General features: G+C 40.0%; 20 protein-coding genes and 1 riboswitch. Of the genes, 5 read left to right on the forward strand and 15 right to left on the reverse strand.

Translation table 11 applies throughout. From position 1 onward, the window contains the following. The first annotated feature begins 11 nt into the window (after positions 1-11). Positions 12-1,442 carry an oligosaccharide flippase family protein gene (locus EKM98_RS00530; RefSeq protein WP_125979700.1) on the forward strand — a complete coding sequence of 477 codons (1,431 nt, stop codon included), beginning with the start codon at positions 12-14 and terminating at the stop codon, positions 1,440-1,442. Between the two features lie 93 nt (positions 1,443-1,535). Next, a riboswitch (FMN riboswitch) is annotated at positions 1,536-1,661 on the forward strand. A gap of 100 nt (positions 1,662-1,761) precedes the next feature. Beyond that, complete coding sequence (locus EKM98_RS00535; RefSeq protein ID WP_125979702.1) at positions 1,762-2,364, forward strand: ECF transporter S component; 603 nt, start codon at positions 1,762-1,764, stop codon at positions 2,362-2,364. Between the two features lie 260 nt (positions 2,365-2,624). Here the strand turns inward: EKM98_RS00535 and EKM98_RS00540 are convergent, their stop codons facing one another. Then, complete coding sequence (locus tag EKM98_RS00540; protein WP_125979704.1) at positions 2,625-3,119, reverse strand: methylated-DNA--[protein]-cysteine S-methyltransferase; 495 nt, start codon at positions 3,117-3,119, stop codon at positions 2,625-2,627. Between the two features lie 95 nt (positions 3,120-3,214). Between EKM98_RS00540 and EKM98_RS00545 the strand changes: the two genes are divergently transcribed. After that, positions 3,215-4,069 (forward strand): aldo/keto reductase, encoded by an 855-nt coding sequence (locus tag EKM98_RS00545; RefSeq protein WP_125979706.1) that lies wholly within the window; start codon positions 3,215-3,217, stop codon positions 4,067-4,069. Positions 4,070-4,154: 85 nt separating this feature from the next. Here EKM98_RS00545 and EKM98_RS00550 read toward each other — a convergent pair whose 3' ends face one another. The 5 genes from EKM98_RS00550 to EKM98_RS00570 form a co-directional block, all read right to left on the reverse strand. Continuing rightward, complete coding sequence (locus tag EKM98_RS00550) at positions 4,155-4,445, reverse strand: LSm family protein (RefSeq protein ID WP_125979707.1); 291 nt, start codon at positions 4,443-4,445, stop codon at positions 4,155-4,157. A gap of 126 nt (positions 4,446-4,571) precedes the next feature. Continuing rightward, on the reverse strand, positions 4,572-4,952 hold the full coding sequence (locus EKM98_RS00555) for a hypothetical protein (RefSeq protein WP_125979709.1): 381 nt from the start codon (positions 4,950-4,952) through the stop codon (positions 4,572-4,574). Next, the gene (locus tag EKM98_RS00560; protein WP_125979710.1) at positions 4,949-5,284 is read right to left on the reverse strand and encodes an acetyl-CoA carboxylase; all 336 of its coding nucleotides are present in this window, start codon (positions 5,282-5,284) and stop codon (positions 4,949-4,951) included. The genes EKM98_RS00555 and EKM98_RS00560 overlap by 4 nt, the downstream gene beginning before the upstream one ends. Next, entirely contained in the window at positions 5,277-6,575 is a 1,299-nt protein-coding gene (locus EKM98_RS00565; RefSeq protein WP_125979712.1) for a Y-family DNA polymerase, read from the reverse strand. The genes EKM98_RS00560 and EKM98_RS00565 overlap by 8 nt, the downstream gene beginning before the upstream one ends. 361 nt (positions 6,576-6,936) lie before the next feature. Beyond that, positions 6,937-7,476: a GNAT family N-acetyltransferase gene (locus EKM98_RS00570; RefSeq protein ID WP_125979713.1), complete on the reverse strand. Its 540-nt coding sequence runs from the start codon at positions 7,474-7,476 to the stop codon at positions 6,937-6,939. 330 nt (positions 7,477-7,806) lie between these two features. Here EKM98_RS00570 and EKM98_RS00575 point away from each other — a divergent pair, with 330 nt between their 5' ends. Together EKM98_RS00575 and tpx are read left to right on the forward strand one after the other, a co-directional pair. Further along, a complete protein-coding gene (locus EKM98_RS00575) occupies positions 7,807-8,400 on the forward strand; it encodes a hypothetical protein (RefSeq protein WP_125979715.1) in 594 nt (197 codons plus the stop codon). An 86-nt stretch (positions 8,401-8,486) separates the two neighbouring features. Continuing rightward, complete coding sequence (gene tpx, locus EKM98_RS00580) at positions 8,487-8,972, forward strand: thiol peroxidase (protein WP_125979717.1); 486 nt, start codon at positions 8,487-8,489, stop codon at positions 8,970-8,972. Positions 8,973-9,048: 76 nt separating this feature from the next. On the opposite strand, the gene EKM98_RS00585 is transcribed toward tpx, so the two are convergent. From EKM98_RS00585 to EKM98_RS00620, 9 genes are all read right to left on the reverse strand, one after another. Continuing rightward, positions 9,049-10,119, reverse strand: a complete 1,071-nt coding sequence (locus tag EKM98_RS00585) for an LCP family protein (RefSeq protein WP_125979718.1) — start codon at positions 10,117-10,119, stop codon at positions 9,049-9,051. Positions 10,120-10,326: 207 nt separating this feature from the next. Then, positions 10,327-10,488 (reverse strand): hypothetical protein, encoded by a 162-nt coding sequence (locus EKM98_RS12035; protein ID WP_156520006.1) that lies wholly within the window; start codon positions 10,486-10,488, stop codon positions 10,327-10,329. Positions 10,489-10,779: 291 nt separating this feature from the next. Then, the gene (locus EKM98_RS00590) at positions 10,780-11,649 is read right to left on the reverse strand and encodes a ribonuclease H family protein (protein WP_125979720.1); all 870 of its coding nucleotides are present in this window, start codon (positions 11,647-11,649) and stop codon (positions 10,780-10,782) included. Positions 11,650-11,903: 254 nt separating this feature from the next. Beyond that, positions 11,904-12,551, reverse strand: a complete 648-nt coding sequence (locus tag EKM98_RS00595; protein WP_125979721.1) for a CBS domain-containing protein — start codon at positions 12,549-12,551, stop codon at positions 11,904-11,906. Between the two features lie 4 nt (positions 12,552-12,555). Next, on the reverse strand, positions 12,556-13,263 hold the full coding sequence (locus EKM98_RS00600) for an ABC transporter ATP-binding protein (protein WP_068279568.1): 708 nt from the start codon (positions 13,261-13,263) through the stop codon (positions 12,556-12,558). After that, positions 13,263-14,039 (reverse strand): ABC transporter ATP-binding protein, encoded by a 777-nt coding sequence (locus EKM98_RS00605; RefSeq protein ID WP_125979723.1) that lies wholly within the window; start codon positions 14,037-14,039, stop codon positions 13,263-13,265. The genes EKM98_RS00600 and EKM98_RS00605 overlap by 1 nt, the downstream gene beginning before the upstream one ends. Next, positions 14,040-14,993 (reverse strand): branched-chain amino acid ABC transporter permease, encoded by a 954-nt coding sequence (locus EKM98_RS00610; RefSeq protein WP_164512638.1) that lies wholly within the window; start codon positions 14,991-14,993, stop codon positions 14,040-14,042. A gap of 9 nt (positions 14,994-15,002) precedes the next feature. After that, complete coding sequence (locus tag EKM98_RS00615; protein ID WP_125979727.1) at positions 15,003-15,881, reverse strand: branched-chain amino acid ABC transporter permease; 879 nt, start codon at positions 15,879-15,881, stop codon at positions 15,003-15,005. Between the two features lie 266 nt (positions 15,882-16,147). Continuing rightward, positions 16,148-17,335 carry an ABC transporter substrate-binding protein gene (locus EKM98_RS00620; RefSeq protein ID WP_125979729.1) on the reverse strand — a complete coding sequence of 396 codons (1,188 nt, stop codon included), beginning with the start codon at positions 17,333-17,335 and terminating at the stop codon, positions 16,148-16,150. Positions 17,336-17,649 lie beyond the last annotated feature (314 nt).

Below are 17,649 nucleotides of genomic sequence, written 5' to 3' on the forward strand. Positions count from 1 at the left end.
GGCGCCCGTAAATGAAGGTTATCCGGAATTATTTTTATAATATGTCCTATCAGCTACTAGTGTTGATTGCCCCATTAATAACAGTACCGTATGTAGCACGTGTAATTGGTCCAGTTGGTGCTGGGATTAATGCCTACACCAACTCAATAGTAGCTTATTTTTATTTAGTTGGTTCCCTAGGCATCACTTTATACGGAAATCGAGAAATTGCCTTCCACCGGGATAATCTGGAGGAACGCTCGCGTATTTTTTGGGAAGTTGAACTATTACAAATCATCACTATTTTTGCTGCCTACCTAGCATTTCTCGTTTTTTTACACTTTGATCATCACTACCGGCTCTTCTTCTTAATGCAATCTTTAAGCTTAATCGCTGGTGCTATTGATATCTCTTGGTATTTTATGGGTCTAGAAGACTTTAAAAAAACGACCTTGCGTAATTCGGTCGTTCGTATAATTACGATTATTATGATTTTTACTTTTATCCATAAACCTAGTGATTTGTGGCTATATATTATGATTTTATCCGCCAGTTCCTTGGTCGGTAACGCAATGCTCTGGCCCTACCTACCAAAATTAGTAAAGAAGGTACCACTTTCTTCCTTGCATATTTGGCGCCACGTCGGGCCTTCATTTATTCTGTTTATTCCGACAATTTCAATGCAACTTTATATTATGGTTAATAAGACCATGCTAAAGGCCATGGTTTCCGTTCAGGCTGCTGGTTACATGGATTATTCTGACAAGTTTATTAATATGGCAATGGTTGCCGTTACCTCACTAAGTGTTGTTTTGTTACCACATATTGCCAATCTTTTTGCGAATAATAAGCTTGAGGCCGTGCACCGTAGTCTATACCGTTCCTTTCAATTTGTGACGGCACTGGCAATTCCATTAATGTTTGGCATGTCGGCCATTGCACCTAAATTCATTGTTTGGTTCTTATCGCCAAAATTTACGACGACCGGTATCCTGTTGATTATTCAGACACCAATAATTTTGCTAATAGCTTGGAACAACACAATTGGTCGGCAATACTTACTGCCAGTTAAGCGTGTTCGTGATTATACCTTATCAGTTTCAATTGGTGCCGGCGTCAACGTTATTGCCAACTACATTTGTATCAAACTTTTTGGTGTTTATGGTGCCGCCATTGCAACGGTGATTACCGAAGTTTTTGTGACCGGCTACCAAATAATTGTTGTTCGAAAGAATTTAGACCTCAAACAAATGTTTCATGACCTATGGAAATTTTTTGTCGCTGGTGGATTTATGGGTATTATTGTTTGGCAAGTTGCGAGCCGTTTACCGAGCCATCTAATTTCATTTCTTGTCGAAATTGCCCTTGGCGCGATTATTTATGTGGTCGTTGCCCTACTCCTTAAGGCCGATATTTTCTTAGAGGCCCTAGGTTACCTTAAACATAAACCAAAGAAAAATTAGCTTAATACGCGAATATCTAAATAATTCCAAAACAAACTGGTTGCGTTTACAAAAATATGTGTTACAATTACCATTGTAAATTGAATATTAGTTATGTGTCTTCAGAGGCAGGGTGTAATTCCCGACCGGTGGTTATAGTCCACGACCCATTAGTTGTTAATGGCTGAAGCGGTGAAATCCCGCTACCGATAGTTAAAGTCTAGATAAAAGAAGATTGGGCTTATTTATTTGTGACTATAAAATAAAGCGCACACTATTCTTGTCTCTGTTTGACATGGGTGGTGTGTTTTTTAGTGTTTAAAAAGGAGAGGTTCTCAATATGGAAAGATCAAACGTCCGCAAGCTTATCATAATCGCAATGATGTCGGCTATCTCATATGTACTACTTTTAATTGCTTTTCCAATTTTACCCGCTTTTCCGTATTTAAAAGTGGATTTTAGTAACTTACCAGTCTTCATCACGATGTTCCTATACGGCCCTGCTGCTGGGATTGCAACGGCCTTCATTAGTGGTGTCTTAGATTTTCTAACTCACGGTGGCGTTCCTTACTTAATTGGCGATGTCGCTTACTTCTTTGCGACATTGTGTTTCACTTTACCCGTTTATTATTTCTTCAAACGAGGTCAAAAGCGCAATACCTTGGCTAAACCAAGCACCGGAAATATGTTAGCTGGTTTCACTTCTGGAATCTTATTGCTAACTGTCTTCATGTGTTTCGCCAATCTATTCGTCTTACTACCAATGTACTTTAAATTCTCAGGTATTAAATTTACTGCCCCGGTCATGCAAATGGTCTTCGCTGGAATTTTACCTTTTAACTTAATTAAGGGTGTTATTGTGAGTATTGTCTTCATGATTGCCTACGCTAAATTGTTACCTTGGTTATCGCGTAAAGTAGTGACGCCAGTCGCCAAAAGTTAGAGTAATAACTAGCGAGTGTTGGGAAAAACATCTACGCCAAATTAGTCGGGAAAAATACTACTATAATAGAGATACTTTATAGAGATATTTTTCAAACACGACTTGGCTTAAACTAAATGCGTTTAAAATTTATTATAAAATAAACAAAGTTAAAACAGGAGAGGCTAGGACAAAAGTCCTAGCCTCTTACTATTTCCGATCATTGCTCTAAAATATACGCCGAAGAACTTGGTATAAAGTGTTTTATTGTTTTAGTACCCTTATGCCTCTAATGATAATAATCGCTGTTTCATTGCCAAACCACCACGATAGCCACCAAGCTTGCCATCCTTACGTACTACTCGATGACAAGGAATCACAACTAATAATGGATTGGCTCCCACTGCACTAGCAACCGCACGAACTGCCGTAGGATAACCGCTTGCGGCGGCCAATTCGGTGTAGGTCCATGTCTGGCCGTATGGAATTTTTAATAGCGTTTGCCAAACCTGCTGTTGTAATTTTGTTCCCGTTCGAACATCAAGCGGAATGCTTAACACTGAGCGTTTACCGGTAAAATAGTCGTTTAGTTGCCGCTCGTAGTTGGCCAATGATTTCTCTTTGGCGTTCGCTACTTCAGAACTTGACAAATAGTGTTGGGCCTCATCAATTGAAGCATCTGGACTACCAACAAAAACTAAACCCTGATCAGAGGCAAACAAATAGTAATGTTCTCCCTGATAATTAAAAATTGCTCGGTATAACTGATTAGCCATAATCCAATCACTCACTTTCACTTAGCTAAATGCTTGACAATTCCCCAATATTAATTGATTCTTACAGTGTAGTAAATTATTAAGGAGGCTTTTTTATGACAACAACTGCTGGTACTTTGACACTTGGCGATAAGACGTTTAATCGCCTCGGTTACGGTACAATGCAATTACCTGGTTCTGGTGTTTGGGGACCATCTGCAGACCCAGAAAATGCGCGCCGCGTTTTAGCTAAGGCGGTAGACCTAGGAATCAACTTTTTTGATACCGCTGATGCTTACGGTCCTTTCACCTCTAACTTACTTATGCGTGACACTTTTGCACCTTACCAAGGTAACTACAAGAATATCTTTATTTCAACTAAAGTTGGTCAAACTCGGCAAGGACCAAATCTTTGGACTCCTGATGGTCGACCAGATTATTTACGCCAACAAGTCGAGCTTAACTTACGCACTTTAGGCGTTGATAGTATTGACCTTCTTTTTCTGCACCGAATTGATCCTAAGATTCCTCTAGAAGATCAATTAGGCGAACTGAAAAAAATGCAAGACGAGGGAAAAATTAAACACATTGGTTTAAGCCAAGTTAAAATTCCTGAATTGCAAGCCGCAGAAAAGATTGCTCACATTGATGCTGTACAAAACTTATATAACGTTACAGATCGCAGCGATGAGGACGTTTTGAATTACGCTGAACAACACAAAATTATTTTTGTACCTTGGTTCCCATTAGCAACTGGTAAGCTAGCTAATGAGGGTAGCGTGCTTAAAAAGATTGCGGATAAATATCAGGCAAGTCCTGCACAAATCGCCCTTGCTTGGCTATTAAAACGCTCACCAGTAATGTTACCAATTCCAGGAACTGCTAGCTTAGATCATCTGGCCCAAAATGTTGCTGCAACTGCAATCAATTTATCTGATGATGACTTTCAAGCAATTGCTAATCTAAAATAATCAAAAAAATAGTCGCTGGATTAATCGGTAAATAGTCGTATTTACCAAGTAATTCTCAGGCTATTTTTTATTAAAAAATTTGCAATCAATAAGCTAACCGCCGCTGTTTATTAGCCAACCGAACATAATTAATTGCTTTAAATGGTAGTTGAATTGGCTTACCTGCCTGTTCGATAATCAAAAATCCTCGTGGATCAAAATCAACTAGATAACCCTGACATTTTTTCCCAGACCAGGCGGCCGACAACCACACTGTTACCAAATAGTGTTCCTCCATTGCCTGTTCTAGTACCGCTATTAATTCATTTGAACTTTGTTTTGGCACAATATTATAAAACCAACTAAAGAAATCCCCTGGTACAATTTTTGCTTGCATTACCCTACTCCCTTTACCTCATGCTAGACTGTGGCTGAAAACCGTGGTTGAAAAAGTATCCGAATATACATTTCTAAAAAATTAGCGAATAACGTAGTAAATTTAATTAAAGCAGCACAGAGCTTTTTATGGTTGAAACGACACATTTCTGATATCGGTGAGTGCCACTGTCTTTGTCAACTGACTAATTTTCAGGACAATATTGGCCTCATCATAGCCAACAACAATTCCAACTACATCAGGTAGATAGGCTCCATTTTGCACAACTTTTTGTTGAACGTAAACTAAACACTGTTTACGCCAGCCTTTTTCCAGTCGCCTAGTTATTTCAGCAAATGATTGTTCAGATTTAGGCTGAATTTCTTGTTCGGCAAGAAGCAACTGTTTCAGTGCCCGGGTATGATCCGATAGGAAAAATCCACCCCACTTAAGCATGCCCCGATCATGGTAGTCGAAATCAAAGAAGTGCTGAACGACCTTATCTGAAAATTGATAACTTGCTTTCATTCGACCTGATTCCCTCTTTTCTGAATTTGCCGTTGTGAGCTAGGCCATAAGAAATGATAAAAACCTTCATATTCAATATTAAATTCCGTTAAACGTTTAATTTCTTGAATCAATAGTTCTAACCGATGCAAGTCAAATTCAGTAATCGTTCGTACTGGCACTGATCGTTCAACTTGGTGTAGGCGTTGATAATTAAAGAAAAAATTATACGTCTGATCATAGCGGTCATTGACAACTTTTATCCAGTAGCGCGTTTGTCGCCTCTGCTTAAATTGATCCTGGCAGCGCTGAACAATTAATTTTGCTTCCCGCTTTAAAATTTGATCATTCAAAGCTATTACCTCCATTATGGCCGCCAACCAACGCGCTTCGCCGAATAAGCGTTCCACCTCGCAACAGGCTACTGGCCATGACAAGTGATGTTGTCCCAAACTTAGCTCTAACCTGATCAACGACGTGATCAAATTGCTGTTGTTTAATTTGGCGGTGAAGGGGAGTGAATAAATCTAACTGTTCCCCGGTGTTAGCACACAATCGTGAGCAATAAACAGCAATATTTCGAATCGCCTCGCCCTGCCAAAACTGGCGAAATAATCGCAGTAGCTGCTCGGTAATTAAACGACTTTCATCTGTTGGTTCCAACTTACACTCGTGGGAAAACCCACTGCGCTTAGTATCAGTATCTGCGGCATAAGCAAAACCAATACTCAAACTAAGACAACTTGTTAATTGATGGTGATGTCGAACTCGTGCGGCCACTTGCTGACCAATCTCCTTAATCACCAATTCAATCTCTGTCTGTTGACTATAATCACGCGGCAAAACTTGCGAGTTTCCTAGACTCTTATCCTTAGGCTTAATTCGTTGGGAAAGCTTACTCCGATCAATTCCCCAAGCCAGCGCAAATAATTGAGCACCAATAATTCCCATTTCTTGCACCAACATATACGGATTACTGTGAGCCAGCTCAAATAGATTCGTAATCCCAAGTCGTGTTAGATGTCGAGCCGTTCTTTTACCAATACTCCAAACATCGACTAAATTTGAAATTGTCCAAAGCTTCGTTGGTACTGTTGCATAAGTAACTTGACCGATAAAATTCTGATCATGCTTAGCGTAAACATCTAGTGCAATCTTTGCTTGCAGTGGGTTTTCACCAATTCCAACGGTCAATCGTAAACCCAATTCTTTATGGACGGTGTCTTGAATTAGTTGAGCAACTTGTTGCGGCGATGAACCAAACAGGCGCCATGAATGTGTTAGATCCAGAATTGATTCATCAATTGAATAGGGATAAAGATCTTCATCCGCAACAAAACGCTGAAAAATTGTATTAATTTGTAAATTCTTTTTAATGTATAAATTCATCCGTGGAGGCACAATTATTAAGCGGGGATCATCGGGTAAATCACGCCTGCGACTAACGTTAGTAATATGAAATAGTTGTTTAGCCATAGGCGATGTTGCCAAAATCAGACCACCATTAGTATTATCCGCCTCTGACATCACAACCAGACAAGTCTTGAGTGGCTCTAATCCTCGACTAACGCACTCAACACTAGCGTAGAAGGATTTATTATCAATTAAAAAATAAACACCGTGTGGTTCATGTGAATAATCCACTTTCTCCACCACCTTAAAACTAAAGCACTTAAGCTTTTAGGGAACATATGTTCTAATTGAATTCATCATACGCCGAATAGGTATTAAGTGCAAGCCAAAATAAAAAAGAATCAACCGATATGCTAGTAAAATTCACTAAAATATCGTTTGATTCATAATTGACTGAATAGCGTTTCACGTGAAACTAAACAGCATTTAAGTTTATCCCAACTACATTTTGCTTTAAACTATTAGCAAGTTGCAGTGGGTATTCAATCTACCAACCTTGTTGATAAGGGCTAATCTGTTTGGTTCCCAATTATTTCAAAAAGGACACCACTCCGTCAAAATTGATAATTCAGAGCGCTTTTCAAAATACACTCTAGCCCAGTGCACTCAATTGCTCAGCCTGCCACTGCTCTTTAGTTAAATCGTAGGCTTTTACACTAATAATTTCACCAGTCTGGGAACGAAAATCTTGTATTTTTCCGCGATCAATCATACCTAATTTCTCCATCACGCGTGCTGATTTCTGATTTATCGCTGCATAATGGGCTTCTAAGCGCTGAAAATTCAGTGTTTCAAATCCATAACGCACTAATGCTTGGCCAGCTTCAGGAACGATCCCTTTGCCCCAATCGGCCTGTGCCAACGCATAAGTTAGAATTCCGCTATTTCCATTTGGATGAAATTCAAAAAAACCAACTAGTTTTTTGCTGGATTTTAGCTCAATTCCAAAAACAGTGCTGATGTCACGACCAAAATGGTCCGTAATTTCCTGTTGGATAGCAGCCAAATTAGTTGCCTGTTGATAACGTAAATACCTCACAACATCTGCATCCCGCAATACTTGGAATAGATCAACTGCGTCCGTCATAGTAATCGGACGTAACCGCAAACGCGGGGTTTCGATAACTGCCATAGTAAAATCACTCCATTTCAATTCAATAATGACTAGATTAGGCGTCGTTACGTTAGATTGCAAGCGACTTGCTTGTCAGATTTTCAACCAAAAAGTATTTTAATTGTTATTTACTAATCCAGCAAAAATAGATTATCATCAATTTCTAAAGATTCTCTGAATTTCCTAAATTTAAACTAAGTAAAAAACAAATTTAAAATTTATTCAATTAAGCATGGTAAACTAAGTGTTTAGAAACAGACTTCACTATTTCGCAAAAAAGTTGTTATTCCAAATATAAACTATCATCGTTATTACAGTATTTGATCAAGCAGTAAGGGAGTTTTTGTTATGAAAAATCCAAATGAACCAAATAGTCGAATGGCTCGCCGTCACGCTAACCGCAGTGACCAGCGTAAGCAAGAAAAAAAGCCGGCTAGACCAAGTAAAAGAGTGCCCCAAAAGCAGCCTGGTGGGCCTTCATTCTTTTCACGAAACAAGTGGTGGTTGGTTGTTATCGTTATCTTGATTGTCATTTTTGGTATTTACGCTGAATTTTCTAGTATTACTACTGAAAACAACGCTGACTCCACAACAACCAATACAAGTAGTTCCAGTCAAAATACAAGTAGTAGTTCCTCCGAGCCCAAAAAGGCAAACACTAAATCCGAAACAACTGATAATACCAGTGATACAACTAACGACACTACCGCTAATGACGACACTGCTGATTCACAGTCAGCTTCAGCGGCTAGTCAAGCAGCCGCTGAAAGTGATTCGGCGGCCGCTAGCAGCAATACTAGCTCAACAGGTACAAGTAGTGGCCAAACCTTTTCAAACGTTACTGACGCCGTTAATTGGGCACGTCAAAACATGGGCAATTTCAGTAACTTCCACGTATCGTCAGATGGTCAAGGTCAATACGTCGTTGAGTTTACTAAATAACCCGCCACGTTTAAGTAATATTATTTCCCACATTAACTATTTTCTATTAGTATAAGGATAGACTAAATTTTATGAGGTGAACTTTAATGGAAATTACACGTCACGGTAACACACTATTAACTAACGGACAGCCACCAAAGATTGGTGATAAGCTGCCAGTATTTGTCGTTCAAGATAAAAATAATCACGCAGTGACCAATACTGATCTAACTGGCCAGACAACGCTCATTAGTATTGTACCGGATATCAATACTCGCGTTTGTAGTATTCAAACAAAACACTTTAACGCCGATGCTGATAAAATTCCTAACATTCGTTTCGTTACGGTTTCAACTAACACACCAGCACAACAGGCTACTTGGTGCGCTGCAGCAGGTGTTACCCGAATGGAAATGTTGGCTGACGAAAAACACGTTTTGGGGGATGCTTTTGGCATCTATGTCGCTAGCAATAATACCTTAGCGCGCTCAATCTTTATTATTGACGCTGCAGGAATTATTCAATACTCCGAAATTGTTACCGAACAGACCAACGAGCCCAATTACCAGGCAGCCTTAGATTTTCTTAATTAACTAGTTTGTTATTTAATTGCGCGTAAAAATGCTCCGCACGACAACCATCGCGCGGAGCATTTTTAGATACCGAATTTTAATAGGTATTATACGTATAGTAGACGGTATCAAGCCCGAAAGTATTATAGGTTTGATTACTTGTGCCATTAAAGGTTGGATTCAAAGCGTTTAAGCGCGTTTCATCATTATCAAGTTGCTTTTTTGGTAAAGCCATTTCTGCACGCATTTTGTTCGAAGCCTTGGTTAATTGACTAGTTGACGCAATCTGGTAGGAACTACCATTAATCCACGCAGACTGCCCTTGTAAATGTTGCGAAGAAATGTGGTCAGCGTTTTTGTGGTACTTGAGCCCCAACCGAATAATATTATTAAATGGTAGATCCGTGCGTACGTTAGGTTGCAGCGACTTTAAAAGGGCATCATAATGACTAATTCCCTTAGGTGAAGCCAACTTTTTCATAACTGCCCGGATAACCTCTTGTTGCCGCATTTGGCGGCCATAATCACCACGGGGATCCTCATAACGCATTCGTGCATAAGTTAGCGCCTGCTTACCGTTCAAATGCTGTTTACCCTTTGGAATCGTTATGCCGTTAAGGGAAACCACCATCGGGCTGTTAACCGTCACGCCACCAACAGCATCCACGACCTTCTGCAAACCACCCATATTAACGGTCACGTAATAATCAATCGGAATCCCTAATAACTTGCTAACGGTCTTCTTGGCCATCGTTGAACTCCCAATGTTGTAAGCCGCGTTAATTTTTTGCATATTACGCTTCTTATCACCAGACATTTCAGCAAGCGTGTCCCGGGGAATACTGTACATCATTGTTTTGTGGGTCTTCGGGTTCAAAGTTGCCACGATCAAAGTATCCGAATTTCCCCGGTCAACCCGCCCATCAGCACCAGTATCAACCCCTAAAAATAAAATTGAAACCGGCTTGCCTTGTTCAATTACCTGGGGCGCCTTTGTCGTAGCTGGCGAATACATTTTATCAAACGATGCTTGTGTTTTGTGTAGGATGCTGTAGGCAAAACCGCCGCCAGCAAGAAGTAAAACTAATAATACTCCCAACAGTGTCCATAAAATCCAATGATGCTTTTTACGCGCTGGCCTCTGCTGTCGCCGTGATGTCCTATTCATAAAAATTGAGCTCCTCCAAAAAATATTTACGTCTCTTAGCGTACCACAAAAATAAATATTCTCCCGCTAAATTCAATGAACTTAATGATAAATTTACGACTTAAAAGTTAAATTCACTTTTAAAAAATAGCCTACACCTACTGTTGAATAGCGGGTGTACCGCACAAATATTTATAACACGCAAAGAGCTAGCTTTTACCCCACTTCTTATTTCTTCCGCCTATTTTGAAAATAGACACCCAGTTGGCGACTAAATAACATTAATCCGATACAAATTAACGTCCAAAACCAACCGCCGTAACGAAATAAACTCCCTGCAATAACAAATAAAACCAGTAAATAGAGACCACTCTGAAGAAGCCGCTTCATTAATTTACCCCCTTAGCCAAAGGTTGATCGCAATTCCAAGCACTAGGATGGCTAATACAATATATAACCCGCATAGAAAATACCGACTGATTCTTAATGCCCGAAGCGCAAATAAAACAAAAACCAACGCCCCAGCTATTCCTAAAGATAATTCTAATGGTTGATGATAAACACTAAAGAAACGCCACATATTAACCACATCCTGCTCTTTTCTTCAGTATAGCAGGAGCTAGGATTAAGAAGACAGCATTAACCATCCCTCTTTTATTCACCAATAATGACTATCAAAATCTAATTATCCTCTGATTCACCCTTATTCTGAAGATAACCCATTTCTTTCAGTGTTTTACGAATTGATGCCATTGACTCCGGTGAAGGCCGTTGCGATTTAGCAGCCGATTTAACTGGTTTAGCTGTTTGTTTACCTGACACGTTTTCTTGCCGACCACTTGGATTATCGGCCGACATGGCGTCCATCGTTTGATTGAGTGCATGATCAACAAAAACGTTCCCATGATTGGTGGCATGACCTTTAGTCCAACGATAACTAATCTGACTAAAGCGTGGTAATAGTAGCACCAAGGCCTGCCATAATTCTTTATTGGCCAACGGTTTACCCGGCCCCCGCGTCCATCCTTTTCGCTGCCAACCTGCCAGCCAACGTTTAGTAATCGCATTAAGAACGTATTGTGAGTCAGCTATGACAACAATTGGTATTGTCACTGGCCAAGTTTGCGCAATATACCGCAGCCCTTCTAGCAGTGCCGTAATTTCCATTTTATTATTTGTCGCTCCAAATTCACCAGCCGAATCGCTCACTTCTTGATCATTATACTGAATCAAGTAGGCCCAGGCCGCCTTGTCTCCAGCCTTAACGTGCTGACCGTTAACGTTTCCCGTATTACGTGAACCGCCGTCGGTATATAAATAAATTGTATCCGGTTGGTGTTGGACTGGCGCTATTGGGCTAGTTTTGGCGCCCACTTTTGGCTTTGTCGTTTGCTGCTCCGCTAACCAAGCCCGGGCCTCCGTCTGACTTTTAAAACCCTTGTAGCGGGCACCATTAAAGCCTTCAACAAGCGTCTTTGCCTGTGTCCAGGTTGTTTTAAACACGCCTTGTTTACGTCCGCGCGCAATTGCATAAAATTTTTCTGCTGCCAAGATCAACACTCCATTCCGTTAAAAAGCTATCTACTAATTTTAGCATAGCGCGTGCCTTTTCAAACACATTACAACTTATGACCCAGCCCACCACTTAACAACAAAAAAATGGACCAAAGTACACCTTGCAAACAGTGTCGCTTTAATCCATTAATTTAAATCAGATTTAGAAAATACTTTTACAATTACTTTCCTGATCAATTTAAGATAAATGTATTTAAAAAAGCATATTCCTATATATTTTCAAACACTCTCTAAGCTTTTTGAGCTGAAGTAACGGCCGTAACATCAAACTTAGCATCCTGCAAAACTTTAGTCACGCTAGCAGCGTCCTTAGTATCTACGTGTAACTCCACTTCTTTTTCGTTATCTCGCTTCGTCACCATTAACGTAAGAATATTGTAATTCTTAGTGGCCAACGCATTGCCCACGCGCGCAAGAAAACCAGCTTCATCCTTAGTAACCCGCACCGAAACACTTGTGCCACCTTCGTTATAGCCGGCAACGTTTAAGAAGGCATCAAAAATATCGTTATTTGTAATAATGCCCACTAAAGCCCCGTCATCAACAACTGGTAGCACACCGATATTATGTTTACGCATTGTGTAAATTGCGTCTTCTAAAACAACATTGGACGGCGTCGTCAACACATCTTTTTCCATGATATCAGCGACAGTTGTTTTAGTCAGTAAATAGTTAACTTCGTAAACTGATAAACTTGTTGCTTTTGATGGCAATGCCCGCTGAATGATTCCTTCAGTGACAAGCCCAACTAGTTTGCCACCATCAAGTACCGGTAAACGATGAATATCGTGCTCCTTCATTAAATCAACGGCATCATTAATTCGCGTCGTTGGTTGTGCCGTAATTAACTTTTTTGTCATAAAATCTGCAACACTCATACTTTTATCCCCCTAAATATGCTTTCTGGACTTCATCATTGGCTAACAATTCCTTACCAGTTCCGGACAAGATAATATTACCCGTGGATAAAACGTAGCCACGATCAGCAATGGATAAGGCTTTAGAAGCATTCTGTTCAATTAATAATACTGTGGTACCTTGTTTTTTGATTGCTTGAATAATATCAAAGATTTCATTGATAAAGATTGGCGCCAGGCCCATTGAAGGTTCGTCCATCAACAATAACTTCGGCTTAGCCATTAACGCACGGCCCATGGCTAACATCTGCTGTTCACCACCAGATAGCGTTGCGGCGTCCTGATCACGCCGTTCCTTTAAAACGGGGAAACGTTCAAAAACCATGGCGTAATCCGCCTTAACTCCGTCTCGATCTTTCCGTAAAAAGGCGCCCATTTGTAAATTTTCTAAAACGGATAATCCCGGGAAAATATGGCGGCCTTCAGGGACTTGTGAAATTCCATCGGCCACAATTTTTTGTGACTTTTTATTTTGAATTTCTTTACCTTCATAGATTATTTTACCGCTGGCTGGACGCATTAAACCAGAGATTGTTTTTAAAATCGTTGTTTTACCAGCACCATTGGCACCGATCAGTGAAACGATTTCACCTTCATTAACGTCAAAGCTGACGCCCTTAACTGCGTGAATAACGCCATAATTAACAGCCAAATCGCTAACTTGTAGCAGCATTACGCTTCACCTCCCAAGTATGCCTTGATAACCTTTGGATCCTTCTGTACCTCTTCTGGTGTCCCTTCAGCGATCAATTGACCGTATTCCAAAACGTAAATTCGTTCGGCAACGTTCATAACCAATGACATATCGTGTTCAATTAGTAAAATAGTGATGTGGAATTCTTCTTGAATTTGGCGAATTAGCCGCGTTAGGTCCGCAGTTTCCTCAGGATTCATCCCCGCAGCAGGTTCGTCTAAAAAGAGAATCTTCGGTTTGGTTGCTAGTGCACGCACAATCTCCAAACGCCGTTGGGCACCATAAGGCAAGTTTTTTGCTAATTTATCAGCGTCATCTTGCATATCAAAAATTTTCAACAAATCTAATACTTGTTGATGCAACTCATCTTCCTTTTTATAAAAAGAAGGCAGGCGAAAGATACTTTCTAAAAAGCCCTCTTTATTTTTACTTGTCATGGCAATCAACACATTATCCTCAACTGACAGGCCCTTGAATAAACGAATATTTTGGAAGGTTCGGGCCAATCCTGCTTGCGCGATCGTATAAGGCTTCTTTTTATTCAAAACCTCCAAACCAGCATCGGCCTGTAAGGTTACGGTTCCTTCAGACGGAACAATAACGCCAGTCAATAAATTAAACAGCGTCGTTTTGCCGGCACCATTTGGTCCAATTAAGGCAACCAGTTCATTATCATCCAAATGCATCGAAACATCGGAAACGGCCGTCAAGCCACCAAAATTTTTCGTTAAACCCTTAACATCTAGTAAAGTCATTTAAGCGTCCCCCTTTGCCTTAAACTTCGTAAATATGCGGCGAACTGAGAACTCCCAAGTACCTAACAATCCAGAAGGCTTAAAGACCATGATTAAGATCAAGGCTAACGAATAAAGTACCATTCTTAAAGTCCCAAAATTTTGTAAAACCATGTCCAATAATCCTAGAACGATCGCGGCTACATAGGTTCCGGTAATACTACCAATACCACCCATAACAACGATGATTAAAATGTTAATTGACTCCATAATACCGAAATCATTCGGTGCAATTGTTTGGATATAGCTGGCGTGTAACGCACCACCAATCGCGGCAGTTGCTGCACCAAGAACAAAGGCAATAACCTTCCATTTGGTAATATTAACACCCATGGATTCAGCGGCAATTTCATCTTCACGGACGGACATAACCGCACGACCATCACGACTATGAATAAAGTTAACAATCAGAATTGTTGTTAAACAAACGAAGAGGTAAACCACCGACCAGTTAGCTAATTGGGGAATGTTGTATAAGCCCGCTGGCCCATTTGTGATCTTCAAGTTATTCATAATAATCCGAATAATTTCGGCAACTCCCATTGTTGCAATCGCCAAATAGTCCCCATTTAAACGTAACGTTGGGATCCCAACGACAAGAGCAACTAAGGCGGAAAGTGCCATTCCGGCTATTAAACCAAGTACCATGCCCCCACCATTTGGTATCGCCTGAGTAATTAGTGCTGATGTATAAGCACCAATTGCCATAAAACCAGCGTGCCCTAATGAAAATTGCCCCGAGAAACCAATAATCAAGTTAAGGCCAGTCGCTAAAATAATGTTAATTCCGATTAAAACTAAAGTAGTTTCAGCAAATTGATCAATGACACCCACCAATTCAAGGACATCAATTAAAATATAGCCGACAACCATGATGGCAAGCCAGGTCAAATTATATTTCAAATTTTTCTTCATGTTCGGCACCTACACTTTCTCTTTGACGTTCTTGCCCAAAATACCAGCCGGTCGAACTAATAGAATTAAAATCAGAACGGCATACACAACTGCGTCTTTAAAGGCAGAGAACCCAAGTGCTTGAACGGCAGTTTCAATTAGGCCAATTACAAAACCACCAAGAGCGGCACCAGGAATTAAGCCAATCCCACCTAGAACTGCGGCAACAAAGGCCTTAATCCCAGGGGTCATGCCCATCAACGGATCAATGGAATTGTAATATAAACCAATCAAGACACCTGCGGCACCGGCCAAAGCTGAACCTAAAGCAAAGGTAAAGGAGATTGTCCGGTCAATATTAATTCCAATCAATTGAGCCGCATCGGCGTCCACTGAAACAGCACGCATTGCCTTGCCCATCTTGGTTTCTTTAATAATTAATTGCAATAAAATCATTAAAACAATTGAAACAACCAAGATCAATAATTGAATATTTGAAATCGTTACTGAACCTAGATGGTACTGCTTAACCGCAATAGCTTGCGGAAAACTACGTACATTTGAACTAAACAAGTATGACATTCCATTTTCCAATAAGAATGACACGCCAATTGCAGTAATCAATGCCGCAATTCGTGGCGAATTTCTCAATGGTCGGTAGGCCAAATATTCAATAATAACCCCTGCCAATGCACAGAATATCATCGCCGAAATCAGCGCTGGCCAAAAACTAAAGTGCCACTGATTAATCACATAATAGCCCCAAAAGGCACCTAACATATAAATATCACCATGAGCAAAGTTAATTAACTTGATAATCCCATAAACCATGGTGTAACCAAGTGCTAACAGTGCATAGATACTACCCAGCGATAACCCATTAACTAATTGTTGTAAAACTGTATGCACAGTGCTTCACTTCCATTTCTTTATACTTCCGAAACTAACATAACTTTTAAATTGAGAATGGGCCAAAAGGAGGTTGAATTTCGGGCCTAATTCACCTACTAATTCGTTAGCAAGTAACTAAATTAGCAGCTGAGATTACACGGGAAATTTGCCTTTTGGCCCACATCTCAAAGTAAAACTACGGTACTTTATTTTGCTGGACAATAGAATCATCGCCGCTGGATAAAAAGTTCTATTCAGAGCATTACTTTTCTTTGCCGCACTTCTTATTTAACGGAGGTAGCCTGAACTTCTTCGCCATTTTCAACTTTTGCAATGATAACTGGCTTTTGTGGATTATGTTTCTTATCCATCGTGATCGTGCCCGTAACACCCTTAAAGTTCTTCAAGTTGGCTAATCCAGTAGCAATCTTCGTTGAATCAGCTGACTTTTCATTTTCAATTGCATCCTTGATCATGTAAGTTGCATCGTAAGCTAAAGCATCAAACGTACCGGCTTGTTCATTGTACTTAGCCTTGTATGCTTTCATATAAGCTGTTGCTTTAGCGTTATTGGTGGCCTTAGAATCAAAATGCGTTGTGTAATAAATATTGCTTGCGTTCTTCTTACCCGCAATTTGAACTAATTTAGGGTCGGCGAACCCATCAGCACCAACAATTGGTTGCGTGATTCCCATTTGTCGAGCCTGTTTAACAATTAAACCAGCTTCAGAGTAATAACCTGGAACGAATAATGCATCAAACTTCTTACCTTTCAGCTTAGTTAACAAGGTATTGAAGTCTTTGTCGCCGGCTTGGTAATACTGAACTTGAACAACTTGGCCCTTAAACTCTTTCTTGAAGGCCTTCGTTAATCCTTGTGCGTAATCGGTTGACTTATCAGCCAAAATGGCAACCCGTTTTAATTTCATATTACTATAAACGTATTTGGCCAAGGCCTTACCTTGATAACTATCCTCGAAACATGAACGGAACATATAGGGTTGAACTTTACCGTTCTTTTGAACTGTCAAGGAGTCTTGGGTACCACCTGGTGTAATTAACGGAACTTTTGCTTTAGTGTAATTAGGTAAGGCCGCTAAATCAGCACCGGAAGTGATCGGACCAACTGAGGCAACTACTTTACTCTGCGTTGCTAAGTTTGACGCAACCGACGCAACTTGCGAATTATCGGATTTATTATCTTTTTGAACTAATTGAAGTTTTAGCTTTTTACCGTTAACTTTGACCCCACCATCTTTGTTAATCTGTGAGACGGCAAGCTCGGTCCCACGCTGCATTGCTTGTCCATAAGCCGCAGCAGCGCCAGAAAGCTCAAAGTTACCACCAATTTTAATTGTATTACCGGACTGCTTGTTACCACCGTTAGTGGCGCTACTGCTACATCCAGCCAATAATAATGACCCAGCCAACATGACTGTTCCCAGTACAGTTGCTAATTTCTTCCCGCGCATAAGCCCATCTCCTAAGTAAATTTAATTCTAATCTGTTTTTAATAAACTAACATAACAAATTAGAAGCGTCAACGTTTTATAGGCCAAAAGACGCCTTGATAGCGGATACATTTAACCGTAAATACTAATATAATAGTGTTTATTAGCGTGTTAAAAGCTGGTATAACAGTAATCCAATATTTATAAAATTAAAATTTACACTTTTTTCACATTTTAAACTCATTTAAAACTAATTTAATTCCAATCTTACGTTTTTATTTGTTCATAATTATTTCCAAACCAAGCTTATTAATTGCTCATTTTATTTCGAATAG

The organism is Loigolactobacillus iwatensis, assembly GCF_003950295.1.
Classification (GTDB): Bacteria; Bacillota; Bacilli; order Lactobacillales; family Lactobacillaceae; genus Loigolactobacillus; species Loigolactobacillus iwatensis.

Excerpts from the sequence above, each read along its gene's own strand:
- EKM98_RS00530 (WP_125979700.1), top strand. The coding sequence starts at position 12 with ATGAAGGTTATCCGGAATTATTTTTATAATATGTCCTATCAGCTACTA.
- EKM98_RS00535 (WP_125979702.1), top strand. The coding sequence starts at position 1,762 with ATGGAAAGATCAAACGTCCGCAAGCTTATCATAATCGCAATGATGTCG.
- EKM98_RS00540 (WP_125979704.1), bottom strand. The coding sequence starts at position 3,119 with ATGGCTAATCAGTTATACCGAGCAATTTTTAATTATCAGGGAGAACAT.
- EKM98_RS00545 (WP_125979706.1), top strand. The coding sequence starts at position 3,215 with ATGACAACAACTGCTGGTACTTTGACACTTGGCGATAAGACGTTTAAT.
- EKM98_RS00550 (WP_125979707.1), bottom strand. The coding sequence starts at position 4,445 with ATGCAAGCAAAAATTGTACCAGGGGATTTCTTTAGTTGGTTTTATAAT.
- EKM98_RS00555 (WP_125979709.1), bottom strand. The coding sequence starts at position 4,952 with ATGAAAGCAAGTTATCAATTTTCAGATAAGGTCGTTCAGCACTTCTTT.
- EKM98_RS00570 (WP_125979713.1), bottom strand. The coding sequence starts at position 7,476 with ATGGCAGTTATCGAAACCCCGCGTTTGCGGTTACGTCCGATTACTATG.
- EKM98_RS00575 (WP_125979715.1), top strand. The coding sequence starts at position 7,807 with ATGAAAAATCCAAATGAACCAAATAGTCGAATGGCTCGCCGTCACGCT.
- tpx (WP_125979717.1), top strand. The coding sequence starts at position 8,487 with ATGGAAATTACACGTCACGGTAACACACTATTAACTAACGGACAGCCA.
- EKM98_RS00585 (WP_125979718.1), bottom strand. The coding sequence starts at position 10,119 with ATGAATAGGACATCACGGCGACAGCAGAGGCCAGCGCGTAAAAAGCAT.
- EKM98_RS12035 (WP_156520006.1), bottom strand. The coding sequence starts at position 10,488 with ATGAAGCGGCTTCTTCAGAGTGGTCTCTATTTACTGGTTTTATTTGTT.
- EKM98_RS00595 (WP_125979721.1), bottom strand. The coding sequence starts at position 12,551 with ATGAGTGTTGCAGATTTTATGACAAAAAAGTTAATTACGGCACAACCA.
- EKM98_RS00600 (WP_068279568.1), bottom strand. The coding sequence starts at position 13,263 with ATGCTGCTACAAGTTAGCGATTTGGCTGTTAATTATGGCGTTATTCAC.
- EKM98_RS00605 (WP_125979723.1), bottom strand. The coding sequence starts at position 14,039 with ATGACTTTACTAGATGTTAAGGGTTTAACGAAAAATTTTGGTGGCTTG.
- EKM98_RS00610 (WP_164512638.1), bottom strand. The coding sequence starts at position 14,993 with ATGAAGAAAAATTTGAAATATAATTTGACCTGGCTTGCCATCATGGTT.
- EKM98_RS00620 (WP_125979729.1), bottom strand. The coding sequence starts at position 17,335 with ATGCGCGGGAAGAAATTAGCAACTGTACTGGGAACAGTCATGTTGGCT.